This window comes from Streptomyces sp. WZ-12, assembly GCF_028898845.1.
In the GTDB taxonomy this organism is placed as follows: domain Bacteria; phylum Actinomycetota; class Actinomycetes; order Streptomycetales; family Streptomycetaceae; genus Streptomyces.
In genome coordinates this window covers 533,740-558,593 of sequence record NZ_CP118574.1, presented here as the reverse complement: position 1 = coordinate 558,593, position 24,854 = coordinate 533,740, and the positions used below count along the sequence as shown (strand labels likewise).

Sequence of the window (24,854 nt, the reverse complement as noted above, 5' to 3'; positions counted from 1 at the left end):
CCGGACTGTAGTGAGCGTCAAGTCCGGTCGGGCGGGCGTTCACCGCGGGCGGAACGGTGCGTCCGCATGCGCCCCTGGGATGCGGCGGTGCGCCAGCCCGTCGGGACCCGACCCGGGCGTAGGCGAACAACAAGTGGGGATCGCCTACGCCCCGAGCAACACTTCCTGGCTCAACCGGATCGAGGCAGCCAGGGCCACAGGGCCAACACTGCCTGGCGGCTCAGGTGGCGGAGGTGCGGCGGCCGCCCCGGCGGTCGGAGCCGCGTCCGCCCGCCCTGGCGGCGCCACCCTTGGCCCCGCCGGCGCCTGCTCGTCCACCGGAACCCGCTCGGCGACCGGAACTGCTCCCACCGTTCGCGGAAGCGCCACCGGACGCCGTCGCCCCGGTCGCGGACCGGCGGTCGGAACCCCGACCTCCGGTCCTGGGAGCAGCACCCGCCGCCGGCTTGGCCCCGCCGCCGCCTCGGCGTCGGCGGCCGGACCGCCCGCCGGGCTTGTCCCCGGCCTTGCGGTCCGGACGGGACGCCGCCGGTGTCGTCGGCTGGGGGACCTCGATGGTGACGGCCACACCGGACGGCTCGCGGGCACCGGTGATGGTGGCCAACTCCGCGTCGCTCGACTTGATACGGGCCGTCCGGGGGCGGATACCCGCGTCCGACATGAGCCGGTTGACGTCCCGCTTCTGGTCGGGCAGGACCAGCGTGACCACGCTGCCGGAGCCGCCGGCACGAGCCGTGCGGCCGCCCCGGTGGAGGTAGTCCTTGTGGTCGGCGGGCGGATCGACGTTCACCACGAGGTCGAGATCGTCGATGTGTATGCCTCGCGCCGCGACGTTCGTCGCCACCAGCGCGGTGACCTGACCGTTCTTGAACTGCTCCAACGTGCGGTTGCGCTGCGGCTGGGAGCGACCGCCGTGCAGTGCCGCCGCGCGGACACCCACGGACAGCAGCCGCTTGGCGAGCCGGTCGGCGGACCTCTTGGTGTCGAGGAAGAGGATGACCCGGCCGTCACGAGCCGCGATGCGCGTGGTGACGGCCTTCTTGTCGGTCTCGTCCTGCATGTGGAGCACGTGGTGCTCCATGGTGGTCACCGCTCCCGCGGACGGGTCCACGGAGTGCACCACGGGGTCGACCAGGAACCGCTGCACCAGGCGGTCGATGTTGCGGTCCAGGGTGGCCGAGAACAGCAGGCGCTGACCATCGGGCCGCACCTGCTCGATCAGCTTGGTGATCTGCGGCAGGAAGCCCATGTCGGTCATCTGGTCGGCCTCGTCCAGCACCGTGATGCGCACGTCGCTGAGCACGCAATCCCCGCGCTCCACCAGGTCGTTGAGCCTGCCGGGGCTCGCCACGACCACCTCGGCACCGCGCCGGAGCGCATTGGCCTGCTTGGTGATCGACAGCCCGCCGACCACGGTCGTCAGGCGGAGGTTCACCGCGGTCGCGTAGGGGGTCAGCGCGTCCGTCACCTGCTGGGCGAGCTCACGGGTGGGCACCAGCACGAGGGCCAGCGGCTTCTTGGGCTCGGACCGCTGCCCGGCCGTGCGGGCCAGCAGCGCCAACCCGAACGCGAGGGTCTTACCGGAGCCGGTGCGGCCACGCCCCAACAGGTCCCGGCCGGCAAGCGAGTTGGGCAGCGTGGCGGCCTGAATGGGGAAGGGGGTGGTCACGCCTTGCGCGGTGAGGGTCTTCAGCAGCCCCGCGGGCATGTCCAGACCGGCGAAGTCCTCGACGGCGGGAAGGGCGGGCGTCGTGCTTTCCGGCAACCGGAATTCCCTCGGAGGCGGCGCGGACGACGGGGTCGACGAGACGCGTCGGTTCGACTTCTGGGGTCTGCGGGGCATGCAGTTCTCTGCCTTTCTGGCAACAGCGCAAACCGGGGTCCGCACCATGGCGGTGCGGACCCCGGTAAGCGGATACGCGTCCGGCGATTAGGCGGGAACGATGTTCTCCGCCTGCGGGCCCTTCTGGCCCTGCGTCACGTCGAAGGACACCCGCTGGCCCTCCTGGAGCTCACGGAAGCCCTGGGACTGGATGTTCGAGTAGTGGGCGAAGACGTCGGGGCCGCCGCCGTCCTGCTCAATGAAGCCGAAACCCTTTTCGGCGTTGAACCACTTCACAGTTCCCTGTGCCATGACATTTCTCCTTCTGTAGGCAGAGGCCCCATCCGGAGATGCCGGTAAAACAAATAATGCGCCCGATGGATAAGCATTCCCGTCAGGCGCACATTGGTTCATGGGTACCACAACTGCAACGCCTAAACTTTAGCACAGCTCGGGGGCCGTGATGGATCATCGAAGCCGATGCCCGGACCTCTCGGGGTCGCAGGCGCCCGCGACGTTCATCTGACCGCCATCTTTGCTCGCGCCCTGGCCCCTGAACCCGCAGCGACGTGCGCCAACGAGTGACCGAGCGCGACCATTTCGCCGCTGACAGTTACGTAAAGGGGAGTGGTGGATTCCGGGGCGCACGGGTGTCCGTGGCGGTGCGAGGCGCAGACCTGCCTGGTTCCACATACAGCGAAGGCCCGGTGGGTACCGGGCCTTCGCTTTTTGAGTAGCGGGGACAGGATTTGAACCTGCGACCTCTGGGTTATGAGCCCAGCGAGCTACCGAGCTGCTCCACCCCGCGTCGGTACGGTGAACTCTACGTGACCAATCCGGATTCTCCGAATCGGGGACCTGTCTGGACGGCGGACGGCCTGGACGCTCAGCTCTGCCGCAGGGTCGCGGTGGCGATCTCCAGGAAGTCGCGCACCAGCTTCTCGCGCCGGTCCGCGGCGACGGCCAGGCAGGTCTCGAACGCCGGGGCGTCCGTCACGGGGACGTAGGCGAGGTCCGGGCGGGAGTAGGGCCGCGCGATGCTCTGCGGAATGAGGGCGATGTCGTGGCCGGTGGCGATGAGCTCGAACTTCTCCTCAAGCGAGGACGTCCGCCGCCGTGGGACGTCGAGCATCCGCTCGCCGTCGAGGTCTGCGCAGGTGAGCTCCCGCCGACCCGCCAGGGGGTGCGTCGTGGACATGCAGGCGACCCTGGGGTCGTGGCCGACGGGAAGGACGCGCAGGCCCGACTCGTCGAATGGCCGCCGCAGGTAGGCGACTTGGGCGCGACCGTCCCGGATCGGCCGGTCCGGCTCCCACCAACGCGAGGGGATGACGTCGATCTCGACGTCCGCGTGACGTGCCGTGAACGCCCGGATCGCGTCCGACACGGGCAGCCCGGGGGAGAAGGCGACCGCGAGCCGTTGGACGCCCTGATCGGCGTCGTGGACGCGTCGCACCGCCGCGGCGACCGACGGGAGGATCTGCTGCGCCTCCTCGTAGAGCCGTTCGCCAGCAGGGGTGAGCTCGACGCTGCGGGTGGTCCGCAGGAGCAGAGCGCACCCCAACTCCTGCTCGAAGGACCGGATTTGGCGACTGAGGACCGGCTGGGTGATGTAGAGGTGCTCCGCCGCCCGGCCGAAGTGCCGGTGCTCGGCCACCGCGACGAAGTAGCGGAGTTTGCGTAAGTCGAGGTCCATGCCCTGAAGGTATCAATCGCCGGAAAGGGTATTGGACGCCGCGAAGGGCCGCCCCGAGACTCGACGCATGATCGTCATCACCGCTCCAACCGGCCAGATCGGCGGCCGGCTCCTGGAGATTCTCCTGACCGACACCCGCACACGCGGCGAAGAACTGCGCGTCATCGTGCGCGACCCCGGGAAACTCCCCGACGCGGTCCGCGCCCGCGTCGACGTCGTCACCGGCTCGCACGGCGACCCCGAGGTCGTCGACCGGGCGTTCGCCGGCGCGGACGCCGTCTTCTGGCTGGTTCCCTCCAACTCGCCGGCGCCGAGCCTGGATTGCCTGTACTCCGGGTTCACCGGCGCTGCCGCGAAGGCGTTCACGACCCATGGCGTCGGACACGTCGTCGGCGTCTCGGCGCTCGGCCGGGGCACCCCCGTCGCCGGCCGCGCCGGGCACGTGACGGCGTCGCTGGCCATGGACGACCTCATCGCGGGTACGGGCGTGGCCTACCGGGCGCTCGCCAACCCGACGTTCTTCGACAACCTGCTGCGGCAGACGGCCTCGATCCGCGACCACGGCCTGTTCACCGAGACCGTCGCGGCCGACCGCAAGGCACCGAGGGCCGCCACCCGGGACATCGCCGCGGCCGCCGCCGACCTGCTGCTCGACCGCTCCTGGACGGGAACCGGCGAGGTCCCGGTGCTGGGCCCGGAGGACCTCTCACCGAACGACCTGGCGCGCATCATGTCCGACGTGCTCGGCCGCCCCATCCGCTACGAGCGGCAGCCGCTCGACGACTTCGGCGCCGCACTCATCGGACGCGGCCTCGGGGAAGCGCTCGCACAGGGCTACCTCGACATGATGCGGGCCAAGGACACCGGCCTCGACGACGGGGTGCCGCGCACCCCGCAGACCGCGAGCCCGACGCGCTTCCACGACTGGTGCGAGCAGGTCCTCAAGCCGGCGGTGCAGGCATGAGCGCCGGTACCGCCCTCATCGTCGGTGCGCCCCGGGCCCTCGGGCTCGCCCTGGCCACCGAATACGCGCGCCGCGGGTGGGACGTCATCGGGACCGTCCGAGGCGATCAACGCACCGGCCTTCACGACCTGGCCGACGCGTCCGACGGCCACGTCACCGTCGAGTCGCTGGACATGACCGAACCGGAGCAGATCACCGCGCTCCGCGCACGCCTGGCGGGGCGCACCCTCGACCTGCTGTTCGTCAACGCGGCCATCGCACGGGGCAACATCCCCGTCGGCGAGGTCCCGACGGAGATGTTCGTCGAGGTCATGGTCACCAACGCGCTCAGCCCGATGCGCGTGGTCGAGTCCTTCCGCTCGCTGGTCACACCGACCGGCACCATCGGCGTCATGTCCTCGCGCCAAGGCAGCCTCAGCCAGAACACCAACGGCGGCCAGGACGTCTACCGCGCCAGCAAGTCAGCCCTGAACCAACTGATGCGCAGCTACGCCGCCCGGTACGCGGACGCCGCGCACACACTGCTGCTGATGTGCCCCGGCCACGTCCGCACCGAACTCGGCGGACCTGACGCACCGTTGACGATCGATCAGTCCATCCCGGGCGTGGTGGACACGATCGAACGCCACCGCGGCGAACCGGGCTTGCAGTACCTCAACTACCAGGACCAGCCCGTGCCTTGGTAACGGTCGCCGGAGTGACATACCCAGTCGGGATGCCAGGCGCAGCCCGGGCCCCTCGCCCACCGTACGCCAGGCCCAGGCATACATTGCCCTCATGCACTCCGTAGTGATCGATCCTCAGGGGACCTTCCAGTTGGCGCAGCGTCCGGATCCGGTCGCGGGACCCGGGGCCGTGGTGGTCCGGGTGCGGGCCGCCGGACTCAACGCCGCTGACCTGCAGCAGGCGCGCGGGGATTACCCGGCGCCACCGGGCTGGCCGGCCGACGTGCCCGGCCTGGAGGTCGCAGGCGAGGTCGAGCAGGTCGGCCCCGGCGTCACAGGAGTTGAGCCCGGGGACCGGGTGATGGCCCTGGTCGGCGGGGGCGGCCACGCCGAGCGGATCACGGTCCCCGCCGAACTGCTCCTGCCGGTGCCGGACGGTCTGCCGTGGGAGGAGGCGGCCGGTTTCCCCGAGGCGTTCAGTACCGCCTGGGACGCCCTGGTCGACCAGGCGGGGGTCCGCGCCGGCGACCGGGTACTGGTCAGTGGTGCCGCGGGCGGGGTGGGCACGGCCATGGTGCAGGTCGCCGCGGTCTCCGGGGCGCACACCGTGGCCAGCGTCCGTCGGCCCGAACTCCACAGCCGTGTCCGGGCACTTGGTCTGGACGGACGGGTGGACGTCGTCACTCCCGACCAGGAAGCCGCGCACGCGCCGTACGACGTGATCGTGGAGCTGGTCGGCGGCGAGGACTGCCTGCGCCGGGTCGCCCTGCTCCGCAGCCGGGGCAAGGTCCTTGTCGTCGGGGTCCAGGCCGGCGCCACCGCGGCGCTGCGGATGTTCGACCTCATGCTCGCCCGCGCCCAGGTGATCGGCACCACCATCCGCGGGCGCTCGCACGCCGAGAAGACGTTGCTGGCCGCCACCCTGAGGACGTCCGTGGTGCCCCTGCTGGCGCAGGGGCGGTTGCGGGTACCCGTCGACGCGACCTTCCCGCTCGACCGGTTCGCCGACGCCTACGCCCGCCTGGCCGGCCCGGGCAAGTTCGGCAAGGTCGTCCTGCTGCCCTGACGGTTCGGAGCCCTGTCACGCAACGGCCCGCTCCCGCGCGGTGAGCGGACTGATAACGAGTGCTGGGGCCGCAACGGCCTCTGCCGGACCACGCCGTCGTGATCTTGCTAATAGCATCGGACGCATGGATGAGCAGAACAGCAAGGGCGACGGCGAGCGGGACCGTAGCGCGGCCGGACACAATGCGCTGGCCATCGTCAGCGCGCTGGTGGTCACGGGCCTGCTCTGCGCGATGGGATGGAAACTGGGGTGGGTGGGTTCTGAACCCGGCATGCTGTCGGCGAAGGCGGTGGCCATGGCGGGCGTTGGGATCGTTTCCCTTGTTGCCTGGGCCGTGAAACGGCGTTGACTTGGGCGTGCGCGGTGGATCACGCGACGTGATGCACCGCGTGGTTCACCGCGCACGCCCAACGCGTGGCAGAGCTCAGCTCGGCGCCGCTCCGCCGGGCCTTCCGTCACGACGGACCGCCTCGCGCCGCGACTTCCCCTCGCCGTCCATGCCGTTGTCCAGGCCGCCACCCGTGTCAGCACTCCCGAACAGCCGTCCACCCCTGCTCTCACTGGCCCGTAGGGCGTCGCGCAGCGATTCGCACAACCGGTGCCCGGCGCAACGGAGTTCGCAGCCACTCACCCTCGCTTCGCCGAGCAGTTCGACGGCGAGACGGAGCACGGTCTCCGCCGTGCTGAGCTGTGCCTGCTCCATCTGGTCGGCCAGTAGCGACACATGACTGTCGCCGTCATCAGACACCAGGTAGGACGGCTGCCCGCCCGGGCCCGGCCAGGGCAGCAGGCGGCGCCGCGTGCCAGACGCGGCGTCGGGCCTGCCTGGACCGCACTCCAGCCGGGCGCCCCTGCTCTCGGCGATGCGCAGGGTGTCGCGCAGCGCTTCGCTCAGGCGGCGGCCCGCGCAACGGAGTTCGTAGGTGCTGGCGTCCTCGTCACCCAGCATTTCGGTGGCGTGGCGCAGCACGGCCTCGGCCGCGCCTAACTGGACCTCCTCCATCTCGTCGGCCAGGAGGGAGAGGTAGCTGCTGGTGTCGTCGGTCACCAGATAGGACGGTTGCCCGTCCGGGCCCGGCCACGGCAGTAGACGGGGGTGGGTGCTGCTCATGTCCTACGGTTCCTCATCGTTGACCTGCTTTCACCAGGTTGGCCACGCCCCGGAGTGCCTCACACACCGCCGGGGCCTCTTGTCTCGTCAGTCAACGACGGGGGTTGGCCACGCGGCAGCGGTCCTGGGGGAGTTCATGTGCACACCGAGGTTCACGAACACCCGGTCGGGGGGTTCACGATGAACCCCCTTGAGGGGCAACCCTGTGTCACGATGGGCCACGTGACGTGACGAAACGTCGGGGGTGGCAGCAGAGCGTGAGCAAGGATCCGAACCACCGGTTGGCCGCCGTCATGGCCGAGGCCGGAGTCTCCAACAAGGGACTGGCGAAGCGCGTTCGCGACGTGGCGCAGCGACACGGCGAATGCCTCGGCACCACACACGTCGCCGTGCAGCGGTGGCTGAACGGCGGCGGCATCCAACGCCAGACCGCGGCCTTCATGGCCGAGGCACTCGGCGAGAAGCTGGGGCGGAAGGTCACTTCGAACGATCTCGGTTTTCCGGGCATGCCGATCACTGCCACCACCAACATCGGGGCCGGTTACGCCCGTTCGTTGAACGAGGCACTGACCACGCTCGACAGCCTCAGCCACCAGCGCCCTGAGGACGAGCCGACGGACCAGTCCCCGTTGTCCGACAGTGAGGTGCATTCCGCCGCGCTCTCCTGGCTGGTCTCCCGCCCCGATGGCCTGCCCGCGGAGGCCCCCGCCGGACGGTCGGTCGGCATGCGCGACGTCGCCGCGGTCCGGACCGCCGCCGGGTTCTTCATGCAGCTTGATTTCCAGTTCGGCGGGGGACACGCGCACAAGGCGTTCCGCCACTACTTCCGGGAGGACGTGCTTCCGCTGCTCAGCGCGAGTTACAGCTCCAAGGTCGGGGACGCGCTCTTCCAGGCCGCATCGGAAATGTCGCAACTCCTGGCATGGAGCGCGTACGACGGCGGCAACCACGTCCTGTCCGGCCGCTACATGCTGTCCACGCTGCGCCTCGCCCAGGCCGCGGGCGACCGCATGATGGGCGCCCGCATTCTCACCAACATGAGCCACCAGGCGAACTACCTGCGCCAGGTTCCCCGAGCCATCATGCTGGCCCGCGCATCGGTCGAAGGCGGCAGGGGGCATGCCACGCCGCGCGCGATGGCCCTCTTCTCCGTACACGAAGCGCGCGCGCTCTCGGCGGCCGGGGACCGCAAGGGCGCCGGCCACGCCATGAACGAGGCGGAGGCGTTCTTCGAACGGGCCGACACCGGCGACGACCCGGGGTGGCTGTCCTACATGGACGAGGCCGAACTCGTCGGCGAGTTCTGCCACTGTTTCCGCGACCTCGGCCAGGGCCCCGAAGCGGTCCGCTTCGCCGAACGTGCCGTCGCCCTCACCGACCCGAAATACGCCCGCACGCTGGGCTTCTGCCGCATGGTCCTCGCCCAGAGCCATCTGCTCAACGGCGACCTGGAAGCGGCCCTCGCGGTCGCAACCCGCGCGGTCGAGGAAGGCGACGCCTTACAGTCCGCGCGCTTCCAGCGGTACGTGGGCGACTTCCAAGCCGCCCTCTCCACCCATGCGCAGCACCTCGCCGTCCGACGCTTCAACGAACGCGTGCGGGACGCGGTGACCCAACTCGACGACGAGTAACGGGAGTCGGCCATCGGCAGTCAGTCGACGGAGGTCACCAACAGAGGTCAGCCGATGGTCCAGTGCCGCGGCGCGTTCTCGTCCCGGAGCGAGGCGATGCGGCGCGCGTACTCCGCGGCGGTCTCGGGGCTCTCGGACACGTTCTGCATCAGCCACGTCGTCATGTTGAACTCCTGGACCGCACGCAGGGTGGGGAACCCGTCCCAGGCGCGGAGATCACGACCGTACGCGTCGACGAAGGCGCCGTACTCCTCCGCGGTCTGCCACCCCAAGCTGTGGTGCTCGGTCGCCGTCACCATGAGGTCCCACTCGGGGAAGTCGTAGCTGAACCGCTCCAAGTCGATCAGGATCACCCGACCCCGCCGGTCCACCATGAGGTTCTGCACGTGGGCATCCCCGTGCACGGGACCCGGCTGCGAGGCGAAGTCCAGACCGGCGATGCGCTCCCGCAGCTCATGCGCGCGCTCCCGCAGGAACGCACGGTCGGCCTCGGGTATGCCCGCCGCCGTGTCGACCCGCCGGTCGGTGCGGTCGAGGACCGGGTAGCGCGGCAACTCCAAGGAGTCCGGCACCGCGAGGGAGTGCAGGTCACGGAGGACCGCGCCCAACTCGCCGTAGGTGGCCTTCCGTTCCCCCGCCACGATCAGGTGCCAGAACGTCACCGGGTGCCCGTCCACGACCAGGGGCTGTTCCAGGTCATCGATGATCCGTGTGGCGGGGAAACCCTCGCCCGCCAGCCAACGCGATACCCGCACTTCGCCCCGCACCGAGGGCAGATATGCGATCGATCGCGCGATCCGCACCACCACCGGGTGCGCCGCCAGCCGGAAGAGCGCGTTCTCCCCGAAGCGGATCAGACGCGCGCCGTCACCGTCGAGGCCGGCGCGCCGGCATGCCGTCACCATGACGCGAGTGGCGACCTCGGACGTGAACTCCTCGGCTGTGCTCCGTGCGCCGTCCTGCGGCATGTCCCGACTCATCTCCCTAGGTCTGGAGAACCTTGCGGCGCGAACCGTCTGGACAGTCAACGGCACGCACTGGATATCAAGGCGACGCTACCCACGGGGAGTACGGCGAGGCGACATCGAGGAGGGGAGGCCGGTCGCTCCACCCGATCGCAACGTCGACAATGCCCGTACGTAGCATGAGCGTTCAGGACCGCAGGTGGCTGCGAGAGCGAAGTTTTCCCATCAAAACGCGCCATTTCAGAGCTTGCGGGAACCTCGTGCGGCAGAGTCGACTCCTCACTCGCAGAGATGCACAGCGGTGCGTCCGGTATGAAGTGGGGGCAATATGGCACGTATAGCGCAACAGTCCGTGACTGGCCGGAAGGCGACCGCCGGTTCTGCGGCGGCGGTGGCCGCCGGGCTGGCCCTGGTGATGGGCGCGGCGGCTCCTGGGCAGGCGGCCACCGTGCAGCGGGCTGCGGGAGCGCGGACCGTCCCGAACTGCGGCGCCGCGGTGACGGGACCCATGAGCGCGGCGACGCGGGCGAACACCGCGGCGGGACGGGAAGGCGCCCCGACCACGGTCGTCACCGGTAACGCGGCGCAGAAGCTCTCCTACGGTCTCGCTCCCGAGGCGCCCATCGGCCTCTGGTCATCCTCGAACGTCACCCTGCGCACCCCGGTCTCCAAGGGCACCGTCCGCCTGGACGTCACCACGCAGGGCTTCATCGCCGACTCTCTCCTGATGCAGCGATATGACACAAAGAGTCACCGTTGGGTCGACCTGGATCACCAACCGACCAGTGACGCACATCCGGAGAAGGGGACGTTCTCCTTCCCCGTCTCGGAGCCGGCGAGCGCCGGTCGCCCCGCCACGGTGGCCCTCCGCGTCCAGGCCATCGACCGCCCCGGCCGCCTGACCGTGACCGCTTCGGTCAACGACGGTCACGGCCACACCTACCGCGCGCCGGCGCGCAGCACCATCGTCGACCGGCCCACCACCACGGTCACCGGCTGGCCGCGCGGTGCCAGTCTGACGCGTGGCGGTGCGGCGAAGGAGTTCGCTCTCACCGTCAAGAACACCACCAAGCGGGCCTACCCGGCGCTCAACGCCGGGTACTTCGCCTACGGGCAGGGCGGAAACCGCGCCGTGGCGCCCAAGGACCTGGTGCTCCAGCAGTACGTGGCCGGCCGCGGGTGGCAGCGCGTGGCGTTGGTGCCCAGCGGCTGTGACCCGGGTATGAGCGCCGGGCTGACCCCGACGGTCAAGTCACCGCTGGCGCCCGGCGCCAGCGCCGTCTACCGGCTGCGCCTGACGGTTGCGGGAGGCGCTCCCTTGGCCGACGTCGATGCGGGCGTGTCCGTGGGAACCGGCGACACGTCGCTCTACTACGGGACGTTGCCGTTCAAGATCCGCGGCAAGCAGGGCTGACGAGTACCTCGGTCACGCCCGAGGAGTCGCGAGGAGGGGAGGCTGACTGCCTCCCCTCTCTCGACTCCCCGTTGCCGTGCGTGTCGTGGGCGCCGGGTGTCTGGCCACCGGGCCGGCGGCCGCGGTCAGCCTCCGTGCGCGGTGAGTGCGTAGCCCTCCGGGCCCTCGAAGGAGAACATCGGCCCGAAGGGGCTGTCCGTCAGCGGGGTGAGGATCTTGACTCCGGCGGCGGCGAGTTGGTCGTGGAGCCGGTGCGCGTCCGAGGTCCGGAACCAGAGGGCCACGCCGAGGCCGGGGCGCGCGGTCTCGGTGAGGTCGACGCCCGGGAGGAGCTCGCGGATGGCGAACGGGATCGGCTCGGTGTCGAACACGACCGCGTGCGGCGGTGAGACCGTGGCCCGCCGCAGGCCAAGATGCCGCTCGCAGAAGGCCGCCGCCGCGTCCACATCGCGAACTTGCAGGGCGACGAAGCTGGGGCCGTCGATGCTTACAGACATGGGTACTTCCTCCATCTGCAGGTCAGAATCTCATCGATGTCAAAACTTTGACATCGCTGAGATTAGGAGGGCCGGCACCGCTATGTCAAAATGCTGACATGAAGGAGAGCAAGCCCGCCGAGCCGCCCCACCCCGCCACGGATGTCACCCAACACGTGGGCTACCTGATCAAACGGGCCCAGGCCGCCCTCCGAGGCGCCATGGACAAGGTCCTGCGCACACACGGGCTCACCGTCCCGCAGTACGCCACCCTCGAACTCCTCGCCGTGCGCCCGGGGTTGTCCAACGCCGAGCTCGCCCGCGCAACCTTCGTCACCCGACAGTCCGCGAACGTCGTCCTGCGCGGCCTACAGGAAGCGGGTTTGATCACCCGCCCCACCACCGCCGACCACGGCCGCGCCCGCCCCACCCACCTCACGGAGGAGGGCCACAACCGCCTGGCCGCGGTCCAGGAAGCCGTCTACGCCATCGAACAACGCATGGTCGAGGCCATCCCACCCCAACGCCTCCCGGCACTCCTCACCGACCTCGACCGCCTGGCTACGGCGCTGGAGGAGTGACGCGTCAATTCATCCTGGAATGCGGCCAGTTGGTGACCGGTTCGAGCGCGATCCGCTGGACTGTGCTCAGGCCGGAGCGGCCGCGAAGGCGATGAGGTAGTCGGCACCCTGAACGGGCTGGTCGGTGAAGAACTCGACGGTGAGTTCGATGACGTCGGCGGGGCGTTCCAGGGTCGCCCAGTTGGCTGGCCAAAGGGCGCGATCATCATTCACTACGAGGGCAAAGCGCACCTACCTGGATGTGCCCATCTGAGCGACAGCGCCATCCAGGCACCGAAGTTCGGCTGGGTGACCGCTCCCGCTCCCGCTCCAGGTGCCTGGTGGCGGCTGTCGGCTTCCGAACCGCTTCGGCCTACCGAGGGCAATACCGGCCTTGCTGGGATCAGCCGTTGCGAAACGGTGCAACGCTACGCAGTAGGCCAGTGCCATCCGCGGCTGCAACCTAGGACCGAAGAAACTCACCCCGGAGAAATCAGCCAGCCGATCCTGGCAGTGCTCAGCCCAGATAGGTCTTCTGCCACTCGATCGATGACATGTTCAGCGCTGCCTCGGCGAGGGCCTGCGCCGAGGCGGTCTTGAGTTTGGCGACGCTGGTGTCGATCCAGTTCTGGACGTTGGCGCAGCCCTGTTCGCGGTACTCGACGGGGCGACGGAGAGTGCACCCCGGGGTACCCCAGCAGTTCGTGCAGCCCGAGGAGCTGAGGAACATCAACTCACCTGACACCGAGGCACTGTGGAGGTTGGTGCACCCGTACACCGGGGTCGTGGACGAGGTGCGGGCCACCCCGCGCGGGAACAGTTCCGACGTCACGGCCCTGGTCGAGTGCGAGAGCGGGCCCGTGTTCGTCAGAGCCTGCCGCAACCGGCCCGGTGGCCGGCGTGCCTCCCTCATCCGGGAACGGCAGGTCAACCCGTACGCGCGCACCGTCTCACCCGCGCTGCGGTGGCAGGCCGAGGACGACGAGTGGATCGCCCTCGGCTTCGAGGCGGTAGAGGGGCGTCCGGCGGACTTCACGCCGGGCTCTCCCGACCTCCCGGCCGTCGTGGACGTCCTCAACCGGATCGGGGAATTGCCCCTCCCGCCTGAGGCCCACGCTTGGACGGAGACACGCTGGAACCGGTACGCCGCAGAAGCCGATGCCTCGTTGTTCGAGGGCCGGACGCTGCTTTTCACCGACATCAACCCGGACAACGTGATGATGGGGGACGACCGGACGTGGGCCGTCGACTGGTCATGGCCCACCCGTGGCGCGGCCTTCATCGACCCCGCGTGCCTCGTCGTCCAGCTCATCGCGGCCGGCCACTCGGCCGGCGACGCGGAATCCTGGGCTGCCCGCTGCAAAGCGTGGGCCGAAGCGGACTCCCAGGCGATCGATGCCTTCTGTGCCGCCACCGTACGCATGCATCGGACCTTCGCAGAGCGGTCATCCGAGGCATCGTGGATTCGGAAGATGGCTGATGCGGCGGAGTCCTGGTCCCGCCTCCGTTCACCTGTACCAGGCCCTGATGGCGTGACTCAGTTACAAGACCCGTAGCAGTACGCCGCCCCCAGCGGCCTGCTGAAGATCGCTCGGACAAGCCCTAACGGCGCCGGCTGCGTTCCGACGGGCGCTCGCTCACCGTCGTCGGTGCAGACTGCGTCGCATGCGCGATGGGCGTGATGGCGGGGTGGTGGTCGGCTTGTTGGTGGTGGGGGCCGAGTAGCGCCAGGAGTTGTCTGGGGTGACAGTCCGCCGTGCTCAAGGCCCCTCCGCGAGCGCGTCCCGGATGAGTTGGAGCGGATGGTGGGCGGGACGGTGGGTGGTGTGGGTGATTTGTTGGCGGCAGGAGACGCCGGTGGCGGCGATGACGGTGGTGGCGGGTTCGGTGGTGAGGGCGGGGGCCAGGCGGTCGCGGGCGATGCGGAGGGACAGGTCGTAGTGTTCGGCCTCGAAGCCGAAGGAGCCGGCCATACCGCAGCAGCCGGCGTCGAGTTCGACGACGTCGGCGCCCGGGATGCGGCGCAGCAGGTCCACCGTGGCGGCGGTGCCGACCTCCGCCTTCTGGTGGCAGTGCCCGTGATAGACGATGCGGCGCCCGGCGTAGGGGTTGTCCGGGCGCAGGCGGAGGCGTCCGGCGTCGATCGCCTCGGTGAGGAGTTCCTCGGTTTGGCGGACGCGTGCGGCGGCGTTGCGGACGTCCGGGTCGTCGGGGTGCAGGCGGAGGTGTTCGTCGCGGAGGGTGAACAGGCAGGAGGGTTCGCAGCCGGTGATCGGGCCGTCGGTGGTGGCCAGTCGGCGGGCGAGGGAGAGGGACGAGGCGGCGGCGCGGTCGAGGAGGCCCTTGGAGTAGGCGGCGCGGCCGCAGCAGCCGCGGCTCTCCAACTGGACGTTCCAGCCGGCGAGTTCGAGGAGTTCGATGGCGGCGCGGCCGAGGGTCGGTTCGGTGTAGGTGGTGAAGGAGTCGGCCAGGAAGGTGACGGTGCCCAGCGGTGTGGGGCGTTGGGGTGGGGTGTGTCGGCGGTGCCAGCGGATGAGGTTGGCGCGGAGGGGAGTGGGGAGGGGGCGGGCGGTGGCGATGCCGAGCAGGCGGGAGAGCAAGTGACGGGCGCCGGGGGTGTGTTGGAGCAGGTTCGGGAGGGGAGCGGTGGCGGAGCCGAGGCGGTTGAGGGTTCGGATGGCGGCGAAGAGGCGGCTGCGGAGCGGGACGCCGTGGGTGTCGTGGTGGTGGGAGAGGGTCTCGGCCTTGAGGGCGGCCACGTCGACGCCGAGGGGGCATTCGCTCTGGCATGCCTTGCACATCAGGCACAGGTCGAGGATCTCGTGCAGGCGGTCGTCGCCGAGGGCCGCCTTGGGGTCGGGCTCGGACAGGGCCTTGACGAGGGCGCCGGCGCGCCCCCGGGTGGCGTGCTGTTCGTCGCGGGTGGCCATGTAGGAGGGGCACATGGTGCCGTGGGCGTCCTTGCGGCACAGCCCGATGTTCATGCACCGGTCGGCGGCGCCGCGCATGCCGCCGGTGTCCGCGAAGTCCAGGCGGGTGCGCAGGCCGGGGGCCGGCGGCAGGGCGGGATCGCGCAGGTGGTCGGTCATCGGGCCGGCGTCGACGATCTTGCCAGGGTTGAGGCGGGCGTCGGGGTCGAAGAGGCGTTTCACGGCACGCATCGCCTCGTAGAGCTCGTCCCCGAACAGCCGGCGGTTGAACTCGCTGCGGGCCAGGCCGTCGCCGTGTTCGCTGGAGTTGGCGCCGCCGTACTCCGCGGCGAGGTCGCGGACCTCCTCGGCGACCGCGCGCATGGCGGCGACCCGCGCGGGGTCGGCGAGATCGACGAACGGGCGGATGTGCAGACAGCCGACGGAGGCGTGGCCGTAGAAGCCGGCGGTCATGTCGTGCCGGTCGAGGATCGCCTTGAAGCGGCGGGTGTAGGCGGGCAGGTGGGTGGGGTCGACGGCGGTGTCCTCGACGAACGCCAGGGGGCGGTCGGTGCCCGAACCGGCGGCCATGAGCAGGCCGAGGGAGGACTTGCGGACCTTCAGCAGGGCGGCCTGTTCGGCGGGGGTGTCGGCGATCAGGGTGTGGTAGCCATGGCCGTGGCGGCGCCATCGACCCGCCAAGTCGGCCAGTCTGCCCTGGAGTTCGTCCGGGTCGTCGCCGGTGAGGGTGACGAAGAGGAGGGCTTCGGGGGCGCCGTGCAGGAGGTCGCCGAGCGAGGCGTACTCGATCTTGCGGCGGGCGAGGTCGAGGATGGTGCGGTCCATCAGCTCGACCGCCGCCGGGTCGCAGGCCAGGGCGTCGCCGGTGGCCTCGACGGCGGCGGTGACGGAGGTGAAGTGGCCGACGGCGATGACGGTGTGGGAGGGCTTGGGCACGAGGCGGACGTCGGCCGCGGTGACGAGGGCGAGGGTGCCCTCGGAGCCGACCAGGAAGCGAGCGGGGTCGAAGGGGCGTCCGGCGGTGGCGTCCGCGGCCAGGCGGTCGAGGCGGTAGCCGCCGGCGCGGCGCCAGTGGGCGGGGTAGCCGGTGGCGATCGCCTCGGCGTGCGCGGTGGTGAGGGCGGGGAGTTCGCGGTGGATGCGGCCGTCCAGGGTGGCGCGGGCGGCGCGGCGGGCGCGTTCGGGCTCGGCCACCGGGGCGAGGCGGGCGGTGGTGCCGTCGGCGAGGATCACGTCCAGCGCCAGGACGTGATCGATCGTCATGCCGTGGCGCAGCGAGCCGCTGCCCGCGGAGTTGTTGCCGATCATGCCGCCGAGGGTGGCGCGGTTGCTGGTGGAGGTGTCGGGGCCGAAGGCGAGGCCGTGCGGGGCGGCGGCGCGGTTGAGCTGGTCCTGGACGACGCCGGGTTGGACGCGGGCGGTGCGGGCGACGGGGTCGAGGTCGGTGATGCGGTCGAGGTGGCGGGAGAGGTCCAGGACCAGGCCCGCGCCGACGGTCTGACCGGCGAGACTGGTGCCGGCGCCGCGGGCGGTGACGGTGGTGCCGTGTTCGGCGGCCGCGCGGACGGCCGCGGCGACGTCGTCGGCGTGCCGGGGGAAGGCCACGCCGAGCGGGGTGATGGCGTACATGCTGGCGTCGCGGGAGTACAGATGGCGGGTGTAGTCGTCGAAGGCGACCTCCCCGTCGAGATCGCGTACCAGGCGGCGGCGCAGCGCTTCGGCGGCGGTGCTCATGCCGGGACCTCCTGTCGTTCGGCCGTGCCTGTGCCAGGCGTGCACGTCTCGACGAGGGGCCCGCTCATGCGGTGGCCAGGACGTCGAGGGCGGCGGTCAGGCCGGCCGGGTCGGAGGGGAAACCGTGGGCGGCCAGGCCCATTTGGACGCCGGCCAGGGCCCCGGCCAGTTGGAGATCGCTGAGTTGTCCGAGGTGGCCGATGCGGAAGACGCGCCCGGCGAGCCGGCCGAGGCCGCTGCCGAGGGACATGTCGTAACGGTCGAGGACGGTGGCGCGGAGCGCGTCGGCGTCCTGGCCGTCGGGCATCAACACGGCGGTGAGGGTGGGGGAGTACTCGCGGGCGTCGGCGCAGAGCACGGTCAGGCCCCAGCCCCGGACCGCGGCGCGGGTGGCGGCGGCGTGCCTGGTGTGCCTGGCGAAGACCGCGGGCAGTCCCTCCTCCGTCAGCAGGTCGAGGGCGACGTCGAGGCCGTAGAGCAGGTTGGTGGCGGGGGTGTAGGGGAAGCGGCCGTGTTCGGCGGCGTCGAGCAGGGGGTCCCAGTCCCAGTAGGCGCGGGGCAGGCGGGCGGTGCGGTGGGCTTCGAGGGCGCGGGGGCCGATGGCGTTGAAGCCGAGGCCGGGCGGGAGCATCAGGCCCTTCTGGGAGCCGGTGACGGTGACGTCGACGCCCCACTCGTCGTGCCGGAAGTCGGTGGAGCCGAGCGAGGAGACGGTGTCGACCAGGAACAACGCCGGGTGTGATGCCTCGTCAAGAGCCGTGCGCAGAGCGGGAATTCGGCTGGTGACGCCGGTGGACGTCTCGTTGTGGACGACGCAGACGGCCTTGATGCGGTGGTGTGGATCGTGGGCGAGGCGGTCGGCGAGCGTGTCGGGGTCGGCGCCGTGGCGCCAGTCGCCGGGGACGATCTCGACATCGAGGCCGAGCCGCTCGGCCAACTCCCGCCAGAGCACGGCGAAGTGGCCGGTCTCGAAGAACAGCACGCGGTCGCCGGGGCTGAGGGTGTTGACCAGGGCGGCCTCCCAGGCACCGGTGCCGGAGCTGGGGTAGAGCGCGAGGGGGCCGGTGGTGCCGAAGACGGGGCCGAGCCGGGCCAGCACGCTCCGGGCCAACTCGGTGAAGGCGGGCCCGCGGTGGTCGATGGTGGGCGCGGCGAGGGCGCGCAGGACCGGATCGGGGATGTTGGTGGGGCCGGGGATCTGGAGGAAGTGGCGACCGGGTCGACGGGCCGAACGGGCCTGTGGTTGGGGCGAGTTCACGTGAGCGATCCCTTCCCTGGGGGTTGTGCCGTGTGTCGGCACGCTGTACCGTCTCAAGGCACAGGGAGCGTAGGCCCGTTGGGCGAAGGGAGTCAACGGTGCAGAACGTGCGGAACGCGCTGCGCGCGCTGGAAGAGGTGGCGGAGCGCCAGCCGATCGGCGTCGCCGACCTGGCGCGGGCGATGGGACTGCCGAAGAGCTCGGTGCAGCGCACGCTCGTCACGCTGCATGAGGCGGGCTGGATCCGCCCCGCCGAAGGGCGTCCGACGCGCTGGCGGGTGACGGCCAAGGCGCTGCAGGTGGGCCGGCACGCCACCGGCGAGCTGCGGCTGCGGGACGCCGCGGTGCCGGTGATGGAGGAGCTGCGGGCGCGCACGGACGAGACGGTCCACCTGGCGGTGCCGGAGGGTGAACGGGTCGTCCTCGTCGAGCGGTTGGAGACCACGCAGCCCGTGCGGATCATCCTGCCGCTGGGTCAGATCCTGCCGGTGCACGCGTCGGCGAACGGCAAGGCGGTGCTGGCGGCCCGGACGGACGCCGAGGTGGCGGCGTATCTGGCCGACGGGCTCGCCCGGTTCACGGAGACGACGGCGACGGACCCGGCGGCGCTGCGCGCGGAGGTCGACGAGATCCGGGCGCGCGGTTGGGCGACGAACCGGGGGGAGTGGCGCGCGGACGTGTCGGCGGTGGCGGCGGCGGTGCTGGGCGAGTCGGGGCGCCCGGTGGCGAGCGTCAGCGTGAACGTGCCGACCTCGCGGCTGACCGATCCGCTGCGGGACCGGTTCGGGGAGCTGGTGGCGGAGGCGGCGGCACGACTGAGCGAACGACTGGGCGGGACACCGGGGCGCCAGGCATGGGGAGGGGCGCGGCGACCGACCCCTTGACGGCACTCCCACGGGCACCCATGCTCTCCGGCTGACGGAAATAGATATTCAAATTACGGAATTCCGTTGTGCCGTTCGTGCACCCGCGGACGGATCGAGCGCTCCCGAGACCCGGCCCGCTCGGCCGGAGAGAGCGAGTCTCGCCGTGTACCGTCAAGTCACCGACCCACTCGGCCACTTGGGACTCACCGCACTGCTGGCCGCCACCCCGCTCCTGGTGCTCCTGGTGCTGCTCGGCGTGGTGCGGATGGCCTCGCACCGGGCCGCCTTATGGAGCCTGGCCAGCGCCGTCGCCATCGCCCTCACCGCCTACCGGATGCCGTTCGGCCAAATCGCCGACGGCGCGGTGGAGGGCGCGGCATTCGGCCTCTTCCCGATCGTCTGGATCATCCTCAACGCGGTGTGGATCAACAAACTCCAGCGCGCCTCCGGCCACTTCGACCTCATCGGACGGACCTTCACCTCGCTGTCCCCGGACCCCCGGGTCCAGGCACTGGTCATCGCCTACTGCTTCGGCGCCATGGTCGAGTCGCTGTCGGGATTCGGCACCCCCATCGCCATCACCTCGATCATCCTGCTGGGCCTCGGCCTGGCGCCACTGCGCGCCGCCGCGGTGGCCGCCTTCGCCAACACCGCGCCCGCCGCCTTCGGTTCGGTCGGCAACCCCATCCAGGCACTCGCCAAGGCCACCGGCTACTCCGAGCACGACCTCGGCGCCATGGTCGGCCGCCAGTCATCCGTGATCGCCGTCCTGGTGCCCCTCTTCCTCCTGTTGATCCTGGACGGCCGCCGCGGACTGCGCGAGGTCTGGCCGGCGGCGCTGGCGGCCGGCGTCGGCTTCGGGGCGGGACAGTACCTCTGCTCCAACTTCTTCACCTACCAACTGACCGATGTCATGGCCGGAATCGTCTCCGTGGTGGTTGTGGTGCTGCTGCGGTTCTGGCAGCCGGGCGGGGCGCGGTCAGAGCCGGAGCCCGAAGCGAAGCAACGGAAGATACCGCCCCTCCCACTCCTCCAGGCTTTCGCGCCCTACGCGTTGCTCATCGTCGCGTTCGCGCTGGTGTCCGTCGACGGGCCCGTCGCCCGCTTCGTCGCCGCCAGGGGTACCTCGTTCCCCTGGCCGGGACTCCAGATACGCACCGCCGGCGGGACGGTCCCCAAGGCGGCGGTCTACGACCTCAACTGGCTCGGCTCCGGCGGCACGGTGCTGCTGATCGTCGGCGTGCTCTCCGTGCTGATCCTGCGGCTCCGGCCGGGCCGCGCGCTGCGCGCGTACCGCGAGGCGTGCGCCCAGATCCGTTGGGCGGCGCTCTCCATCGGCTGCGTGCTCGCGTTGTCCTACGTCATGAACCTCTCCGGGATGGCCGTCTCGTTGGGCGCCTGGTTGGCCGGGACGGGCGGGGTGTTCGCGCTGCTGTCGGGCTTCCTGGGCTGGTTCGGAGTGGCGTTGACCGGTTCGGACACCTCGTCCAACGCCCTGTTCGGCGCCATGCAGGTCGCCGCCGCGCACCGGGTGGGGATGGACGGCCTGCTCGCCGCCGCGACCAACAGCACCGGCGGCGTACAGGGCAAGGCCGAGGCCATGCAGAACCTCGCCATCGCGTCGAGCGCGGTCGGACTGACGGGCCGGGAGGGCGAGATCCTACGGAAGGTGATCGGTTGGAGCCTGTGCGTTCTGGCGGCGCTCTGCCTCCTGGCCTGGCTGGAGTCGACGTCGGTGCTGGACTGGATGGTGGTGGGCCGGTGATGCGGGGGCGGAAGCCGGTGGGCAGGCTCCCCGAGCGGGACAGGGCCGATGGGGTGACGATGGAGACGTCCGTATCTGACCATGCTGTTCCATAAGAGAGGTGGGCGGAATGGCAACCCCCTCCACACCTTCGGGCGACGGCCCGACACTCGCTCAAGAAACCTCCCCGAGCGGTGCAGCCCTGGGCACCCTGGCCAACCTCGGTTGGCAGGCCCTGTTCACCGTCGGCCTGGCGGCGATCGCCCTGGGCGTGGTCGTCCTGGCGTGGCCGGGCAAGACGCTGCACGTCGTCGGACTGGCCTTCGGCATCTACCTGTTGGTCAGCGGTGTCTTCCAACTCGCCGCGGCCTTCGGCGCGCACGTTCCCGGACATCTGCGGGCGCTGCACTTCATCACCGGCGCGATCAGCGTGCTCCTCGGACTGATCTGCCTGAAGGGCACCCTGCAGTCGCTCCTGTTGCTCGCCCTGTGGATCGGATTCGGCTGGCTGCTGCGCGGCATCATGATGTCGGCCGGCGCGGCCTCGGCTCCCCAGGCACCCGCCCGTGGTTGGCAGATCTTCCTGGGCATCATCACCATGCTCGCGGGCATCGTGCTGATCGTCTCGCCGTTCAGCTCGATCGCCGTGCTCGCGTTGGTCGCCGGCATCATGGCCATCGTCCTGGGTGTCACAGAGGTGATCCACGCCATCCGCATGCGCGTCGAGATCGGCCGCCTCACCAAGGGCACGACGGGCACAGGCACCACCCCCAAGCACCGGCGGTCCCTGTTCCATCCGCACCCGCATCCGCAGCACTGACACCGCCACGGCGCCCATCCGATGACCGGCCGCGGGCCGGCCATCGGATGCCCGTGTCCGAAGTCGCCGCGGCCGGCCCGCCGTTCGCCGACCGCGGCGCCCTCTGATCGCGCGGGCCAGGCACTCACCCCATCGAGACGGCGGCGGTCATCTCCCACATCAGGACCTCCGCACCCTCGGGCCCGGCGGTGACGCGCTGGCCTTCGGCACGCGTGACGCGCCCCGCGTCGCCCGTGGCCAGCGGCCCGGCGCCCTCCAACTCGACGCTGCCCCGCGCAACGAAGAGGTGCACGAACGGGGCGTTGGCGATCTGCAGCGTCTCACCGGGACGCATGCGACTGACGTGCAGCGCGGCGTGCTTCTGACGGATGCCGATCGCCCGCTGGTCGGCGTGCTGGGACATGCCGGACGCCAGGGTCGTCCAACCCCCGCGAGCGAGTTCGTCGTTGATGTCGAGCTGCTCGTAGCCCGGGCGGATGCCGGCCTCGTCAGGGATGACCCACATCTGCAGGAAGTGCACCGGGTCCCGGTGCTCGGGCCGCCCGGTCAGCGTCCACGAGTCGTTCTTCTCGCTGTGCAGGATGCCCGTGCCGGCGCTCATCCGCTGCGCGAGGCCCGGGTAGATCACGCCGTTGTGCCCCTCGGAGTCCTGGTGGACGAGACCGCCGTCGAGCACCCACGTCACGATCTCCATGTCGCGGTGCGGATGGGTGTCGAAGCCGGTACCCGGAGCGACGATGTCGTCGTTGGAGACCAGCAGTAGCCCGAAGTGGGTGTTGTCGGGGTTCCAGTGGCGGGAGAACGAGAACGAGTGGTGGGAGTCCAGCCACTCGGCCCGGGTGTGGAAGCGCTCGTCGGCGCGACGGATGTCGAGGGTCGAAGCCATGGTGCTGCTGTCCTTCCTGTCTGACTTCCAGTCCTTGCGGCCTGGCGCCCGGGGTCGTGGACCGAACCTCCGGCAGATGGTTGAATGATAAACAACACGGGGCTCGGAGGGTATTCCGCATCCCGCGCGAGGGCCCCGAAGGCCATTTCCCAGGGCGCTATCGTGTTGAGTGAAAGGTGGTGTGCGGTGAGTAATGTCGAGGCGAAGCCGGCCGAGGTGCGTTGCGGCGCGGCGGTGGACGGTGCGCGTGACGCCGACGGGCCGCGGGTCGAGGTCCTCACCTCGCGGGAGGTGCCCCTGGGCGGTCCGCGCGCGATGACCGTACAGCGCACGCTGCCCCAGCGTGGCCGGAGCCTGATCGGCGCGTGGTGCTTCGCCGACCACTACGGGCCGGACGACGTCTCCGGCACCGGCGGCATGGACGTCGCCCCGCATCCGCACACCGGGCTGCAGACGGTGAGTTGGCTGTTCAGTGGGGAGATCGAGCACCGGGACAGCCTCGGCAGTCACGCCTTCGTGCGCCCCGGTGAACTCAACCTGATGACGAGCGGGTACGGCATCGCCCACTCCGAGGTCTCCACGTCGCGGACCACCGTCCTCCACGGCGTGCAGCTATGGGTGGCGTTGCCCGAACAACACCGCAACACCGACCGGGACTTCCAGCACTACGTGCCCGACCCCGTACGCCACCCTGGAGCCGAGGTCAGGGTTTTCCTCGGTGCACTCGCCGGCGCCCACTCGCCGGTGCGAACCTTCACGCCCCTCCTCGGCGCCGAGATCCTCCTCGCACCGCACGCCACCCTCGCCCTCGACGTAGACCCCGCCTACGAGCACGGCCTCCTCGTGGACTCCGGCTCTCTCCTCATCTCCGAAACCCCTTTGAAGCCCGCCGAGTTGGGCTATACCCACCCCGGCATCGACACCCTCACGCTGACGAACGCCGCGGACGAACCCACCCGCGCGATCCTGCTGGGCGGTACGCCGTTCGACGAGGAGATCGTCATGTGGTGGAACTTCATCGGCCGCTCCCACGAGGACATCGTCCGGGCCCGCGCGGACTGGGCGGCGGGTACCCGCTTCGGCGAGGTGCACGGCTATGAGGGCGACCGGTTGCCGGCGCCCGAGCTCCCCTCGGTGGCCTTGCGGCCACGGGGGAGGGCGCGTTGACCTGCGGGTTCGCGCCGTAGGCGAGCCGGCGACCGGTATGGCTGTTCCGCCTCGGGAGCGCTGGGCAACCCGGAACGGCTCGGAGAGCGCCGAAGCCCTTCGCGTGCTGCGCCACCAGCAGAACGTCCAGTGCGCCGGCAACGACGCAGCAGGCCAACGGCAAGGCCGTGTGGCGTCTCACGCCAATCGCTCTGCCATCGACTGACCCACGCATTCCGCAAGATCCGGCCTCGCCCGTCTTCTCGACGCCCAGGCAGACACAGAGTGTCCCGCAAGGTCGGAGGGCGAGGGGCATTCACTTCCGTGCACGTCCGATGAGACCGGCTCGCGAAGGGGCGACGGACCCGGCTGAACGGGCGTCCTGGCTTGCTCAATCCGCTCACCTTCCGCTCACCTTCCGCTCAACTCGTAGCTCAGCGCGCCGGGTTCTGAAGTAGGCCGACCACGTCACAGTCGGGCTACTTGCCTCCTCGCAGGCGGAAACCTGCCGGGCGGTCGTCAACTCACCCAGGTGGAAAGGCACTCCGACAGGAGCTACTCGGATCTTTCCTGTCTGCCCCGGCGAACTGCCCTCCGCATTCACCCCCGATGCCCCCGGCGAGGTCCTCGCCGGCCTGTTCGTCGCACTCGACGCGAGAGAACGTCGCACCGTGTCGTTCATCGGGCCCGAGTGTGTCCCCGGGCTGCCGCATGCGCGCTCGGTCGGATGGCAGGCGTAGGTAAGGGCTGCCTGCGGTTCCGCAGGCCGGAGGGCGTCGACTTCGGCCTGCTGCGGGAGCTGCTCAAGGCCACTGCGGCCCGGCCCGGCGAGATCTGCTGACACTGCCAGGCGCCGGGGCGCCGCCTGAGGCGAACCAGCGACGTGGAACGGTTTTGGAATGACTCGGGGGGACCTGACGGATGAACAGTGGGAGCGGCTGGGGCCACTGCTGTTGTCGATGCTGGGGGCGGAGCGCCCGCCGAGGGACCGGTGGCGGGTCTACCGGTTGGGGATCAGGCGGGGCGGGCATCACCAGGGTGCAGGACCGGCCGTGCAGCAGGCGCGGCCCCGGCGCACCTCGCGTGGGCGCGCCGGTGTT

Annotated in this window: 23 protein-coding genes and 1 tRNA gene; 12 read left to right on the top strand and 12 right to left on the bottom strand. The window is 70.6% G+C overall.

What is annotated here, in order from left to right; genetic code table 11:
- Positions 1–220 precede the first annotated feature (220 nt).
- The 4 genes from PV796_RS01955 to PV796_RS01940 all read right to left on the bottom strand — a co-directional run bounded on the left by PV796_RS01955 (position 221) and on the right by PV796_RS01940 (position 3,518).
- Positions 221–1,843, bottom strand: coding sequence for a DEAD/DEAH box helicase (locus PV796_RS01955; RefSeq protein WP_274911017.1), 1,623 nt, complete (start codon positions 1,841–1,843; stop codon positions 221–223).
- An 87-nt stretch (positions 1,844–1,930) separates the two neighbouring features.
- Positions 1,931–2,134, bottom strand: coding sequence for a cold-shock protein (locus PV796_RS01950; RefSeq protein ID WP_059194910.1), 204 nt, complete (start codon positions 2,132–2,134; stop codon positions 1,931–1,933).
- 422 nt (positions 2,135–2,556) lie between these two features.
- Positions 2,557–2,630, bottom strand: a tRNA-Met gene (locus PV796_RS01945).
- 78 nt (positions 2,631–2,708) lie between these two features.
- Positions 2,709–3,518 carry a LysR family transcriptional regulator gene (locus PV796_RS01940; RefSeq protein ID WP_274911016.1) on the bottom strand — a complete coding sequence of 270 codons (810 nt, stop codon included), beginning with the start codon at positions 3,516–3,518 and terminating at the stop codon, positions 2,709–2,711.
- Positions 3,519–3,585: 67 nt separating this feature from the next.
- On the opposite strand from PV796_RS01940, the gene PV796_RS01935 reads away from it, so the two are divergent.
- The 4 genes from PV796_RS01935 to PV796_RS01920 all read left to right on the top strand — a co-directional run bounded on the left by PV796_RS01935 (position 3,586) and on the right by PV796_RS01920 (position 6,562).
- Positions 3,586–4,482, top strand: coding sequence for an NAD(P)H-binding protein (locus PV796_RS01935; RefSeq protein ID WP_274911014.1), 897 nt, complete (start codon positions 3,586–3,588; stop codon positions 4,480–4,482).
- Positions 4,479–5,168, top strand: coding sequence for an SDR family oxidoreductase (locus PV796_RS01930; protein WP_274911013.1), 690 nt, complete (start codon positions 4,479–4,481; stop codon positions 5,166–5,168). The genes PV796_RS01935 and PV796_RS01930 overlap by 4 nt, the downstream gene beginning before the upstream one ends.
- Positions 5,169–5,259: 91 nt before the next feature.
- Positions 5,260–6,213 (top strand): alcohol dehydrogenase catalytic domain-containing protein, encoded by a 954-nt coding sequence (locus tag PV796_RS01925; RefSeq protein WP_274911012.1) that lies wholly within the window; start codon positions 5,260–5,262, stop codon positions 6,211–6,213.
- Positions 6,214–6,337: 124 nt separating this feature from the next.
- Entirely contained in the window at positions 6,338–6,562 is a 225-nt protein-coding gene (locus PV796_RS01920; protein ID WP_274911011.1) for a hypothetical protein, read from the top strand.
- Between the two features lie 75 nt (positions 6,563–6,637).
- Here the strand turns inward: PV796_RS01920 and PV796_RS41970 are convergent, their stop codons facing one another.
- A complete protein-coding gene (locus PV796_RS41970) occupies positions 6,638–7,324 on the bottom strand; it encodes a hypothetical protein (protein ID WP_342456877.1) in 687 nt (228 codons plus the stop codon).
- 257 nt (positions 7,325–7,581) lie between these two features.
- Between PV796_RS41970 and PV796_RS01905 the strand changes: the two genes are divergently transcribed.
- Complete coding sequence (locus tag PV796_RS01905; RefSeq protein ID WP_274911010.1) at positions 7,582–8,955, top strand: tetratricopeptide repeat protein; 1,374 nt, start codon at positions 7,582–7,584, stop codon at positions 8,953–8,955.
- 47 nt (positions 8,956–9,002) lie between these two features.
- Here PV796_RS01905 and PV796_RS01900 read toward each other — a convergent pair whose 3' ends face one another.
- Positions 9,003–9,923 (bottom strand): aminoglycoside phosphotransferase family protein, encoded by a 921-nt coding sequence (locus PV796_RS01900; RefSeq protein WP_274918816.1) that lies wholly within the window; start codon positions 9,921–9,923, stop codon positions 9,003–9,005.
- A 325-nt stretch (positions 9,924–10,248) separates the two neighbouring features.
- Between PV796_RS01900 and PV796_RS01895 the strand changes: the two genes are divergently transcribed.
- Complete coding sequence (locus PV796_RS01895) at positions 10,249–11,334, top strand: hypothetical protein (RefSeq protein ID WP_274911009.1); 1,086 nt, start codon at positions 10,249–10,251, stop codon at positions 11,332–11,334.
- A 125-nt stretch (positions 11,335–11,459) separates the two neighbouring features.
- Here PV796_RS01895 and PV796_RS01890 read toward each other — a convergent pair whose 3' ends face one another.
- A complete protein-coding gene (locus PV796_RS01890) occupies positions 11,460–11,831 on the bottom strand; it encodes a VOC family protein (protein ID WP_274911008.1) in 372 nt (123 codons plus the stop codon).
- A gap of 98 nt (positions 11,832–11,929) precedes the next feature.
- Here PV796_RS01890 and PV796_RS01885 point away from each other — a divergent pair, with 98 nt between their 5' ends.
- A complete protein-coding gene (locus PV796_RS01885; RefSeq protein WP_274911007.1) occupies positions 11,930–12,391 on the top strand; it encodes a MarR family winged helix-turn-helix transcriptional regulator in 462 nt (153 codons plus the stop codon).
- A gap of 66 nt (positions 12,392–12,457) precedes the next feature.
- Here PV796_RS01885 and PV796_RS01880 read toward each other — a convergent pair whose 3' ends face one another.
- Positions 12,458–12,604 (bottom strand): hypothetical protein, encoded by a 147-nt coding sequence (locus tag PV796_RS01880; protein WP_274911006.1) that lies wholly within the window; start codon positions 12,602–12,604, stop codon positions 12,458–12,460.
- A gap of 283 nt (positions 12,605–12,887) precedes the next feature.
- Positions 12,888–13,115: a hypothetical protein gene (locus PV796_RS01875; RefSeq protein WP_342456876.1), complete on the bottom strand. Its 228-nt coding sequence runs from the start codon at positions 13,113–13,115 to the stop codon at positions 12,888–12,890.
- Between the two features lie 40 nt (positions 13,116–13,155).
- Between PV796_RS01875 and PV796_RS01870 the strand changes: the two genes are divergently transcribed.
- Positions 13,156–13,926, top strand: coding sequence for a phosphotransferase (locus tag PV796_RS01870; protein WP_274911005.1), 771 nt, complete (start codon positions 13,156–13,158; stop codon positions 13,924–13,926).
- A gap of 204 nt (positions 13,927–14,130) precedes the next feature.
- On the opposite strand, the gene PV796_RS01865 is transcribed toward PV796_RS01870, so the two are convergent.
- Together PV796_RS01865 and PV796_RS01860 are read right to left on the bottom strand one after the other, a co-directional pair.
- Positions 14,131–17,034 carry an FAD-binding and (Fe-S)-binding domain-containing protein gene (locus tag PV796_RS01865; RefSeq protein ID WP_274911004.1) on the bottom strand — a complete coding sequence of 968 codons (2,904 nt, stop codon included), beginning with the start codon at positions 17,032–17,034 and terminating at the stop codon, positions 14,131–14,133.
- Positions 17,035–17,098: 64 nt separating this feature from the next.
- Entirely contained in the window at positions 17,099–18,292 is a 1,194-nt protein-coding gene (locus PV796_RS01860) for a pyridoxal-phosphate-dependent aminotransferase family protein (RefSeq protein WP_274911003.1), read from the bottom strand.
- Between the two features lie 98 nt (positions 18,293–18,390).
- Here PV796_RS01860 and PV796_RS01855 point away from each other — a divergent pair, with 98 nt between their 5' ends.
- The 3 genes from PV796_RS01855 to PV796_RS01845 all read left to right on the top strand — a co-directional run bounded on the left by PV796_RS01855 (position 18,391) and on the right by PV796_RS01845 (position 21,722).
- Positions 18,391–19,176, top strand: a complete 786-nt coding sequence (locus PV796_RS01855; RefSeq protein WP_274911001.1) for an IclR family transcriptional regulator — start codon at positions 18,391–18,393, stop codon at positions 19,174–19,176.
- 178 nt (positions 19,177–19,354) lie between these two features.
- Positions 19,355–20,923 (top strand): L-lactate permease, encoded by a 1,569-nt coding sequence (locus PV796_RS01850; protein ID WP_274910999.1) that lies wholly within the window; start codon positions 19,355–19,357, stop codon positions 20,921–20,923.
- Between the two features lie 109 nt (positions 20,924–21,032).
- Positions 21,033–21,722, top strand: coding sequence for an HdeD family acid-resistance protein (locus PV796_RS01845; RefSeq protein ID WP_274910997.1), 690 nt, complete (start codon positions 21,033–21,035; stop codon positions 21,720–21,722).
- Between the two features lie 124 nt (positions 21,723–21,846).
- Here the strand turns inward: PV796_RS01845 and PV796_RS01840 are convergent, their stop codons facing one another.
- Positions 21,847–22,608: a pirin family protein gene (locus PV796_RS01840; protein ID WP_274910996.1), complete on the bottom strand. Its 762-nt coding sequence runs from the start codon at positions 22,606–22,608 to the stop codon at positions 21,847–21,849.
- A 186-nt stretch (positions 22,609–22,794) separates the two neighbouring features.
- Here PV796_RS01840 and PV796_RS01835 point away from each other — a divergent pair, with 186 nt between their 5' ends.
- Positions 22,795–23,775: a pirin family protein gene (locus PV796_RS01835; RefSeq protein ID WP_274910995.1), complete on the top strand. Its 981-nt coding sequence runs from the start codon at positions 22,795–22,797 to the stop codon at positions 23,773–23,775.
- The last annotated feature ends 1,079 nt before the right edge of the window (positions 23,776–24,854 follow it).

Bases quoted from the DNA above. Each gene is read 5' to 3' on its own strand.
- PV796_RS41970 (WP_342456877.1), bottom strand. From the start codon at position 7,324: ATGAGCAGCACCCACCCCCGTCTACTGCCGTGGCCGGGCCCGGACGGG.
- PV796_RS01920 (WP_274911011.1), top strand. From the start codon at position 6,338: ATGGATGAGCAGAACAGCAAGGGCGACGGCGAGCGGGACCGTAGCGCG.
- PV796_RS01935 (WP_274911014.1), top strand. From the start codon at position 3,586: ATGATCGTCATCACCGCTCCAACCGGCCAGATCGGCGGCCGGCTCCTG.
- PV796_RS01955 (WP_274911017.1), bottom strand. From the start codon at position 1,843: ATGCCCCGCAGACCCCAGAAGTCGAACCGACGCGTCTCGTCGACCCCG.
- PV796_RS01895 (WP_274911009.1), top strand. From the start codon at position 10,249: ATGGCACGTATAGCGCAACAGTCCGTGACTGGCCGGAAGGCGACCGCC.
- PV796_RS01940 (WP_274911016.1), bottom strand. From the start codon at position 3,518: ATGGACCTCGACTTACGCAAACTCCGCTACTTCGTCGCGGTGGCCGAG.
- PV796_RS01845 (WP_274910997.1), top strand. From the start codon at position 21,033: ATGGCAACCCCCTCCACACCTTCGGGCGACGGCCCGACACTCGCTCAA.
- PV796_RS01950 (WP_059194910.1), bottom strand. From the start codon at position 2,134: ATGGCACAGGGAACTGTGAAGTGGTTCAACGCCGAAAAGGGTTTCGGC.
- PV796_RS01885 (WP_274911007.1), top strand. From the start codon at position 11,930: ATGAAGGAGAGCAAGCCCGCCGAGCCGCCCCACCCCGCCACGGATGTC.
- PV796_RS01890 (WP_274911008.1), bottom strand. From the start codon at position 11,831: ATGTCTGTAAGCATCGACGGCCCCAGCTTCGTCGCCCTGCAAGTTCGC.
- PV796_RS01865 (WP_274911004.1), bottom strand. From the start codon at position 17,034: ATGAGCACCGCCGCCGAAGCGCTGCGCCGCCGCCTGGTACGCGATCTC.
- PV796_RS01840 (WP_274910996.1), bottom strand. From the start codon at position 22,608: ATGGCTTCGACCCTCGACATCCGTCGCGCCGACGAGCGCTTCCACACC.
- PV796_RS01930 (WP_274911013.1), top strand. From the start codon at position 4,479: ATGAGCGCCGGTACCGCCCTCATCGTCGGTGCGCCCCGGGCCCTCGGG.
- PV796_RS01900 (WP_274918816.1), bottom strand. From the start codon at position 9,923: ATGCCGCAGGACGGCGCACGGAGCACAGCCGAGGAGTTCACGTCCGAG.
- PV796_RS01925 (WP_274911012.1), top strand. From the start codon at position 5,260: ATGCACTCCGTAGTGATCGATCCTCAGGGGACCTTCCAGTTGGCGCAG.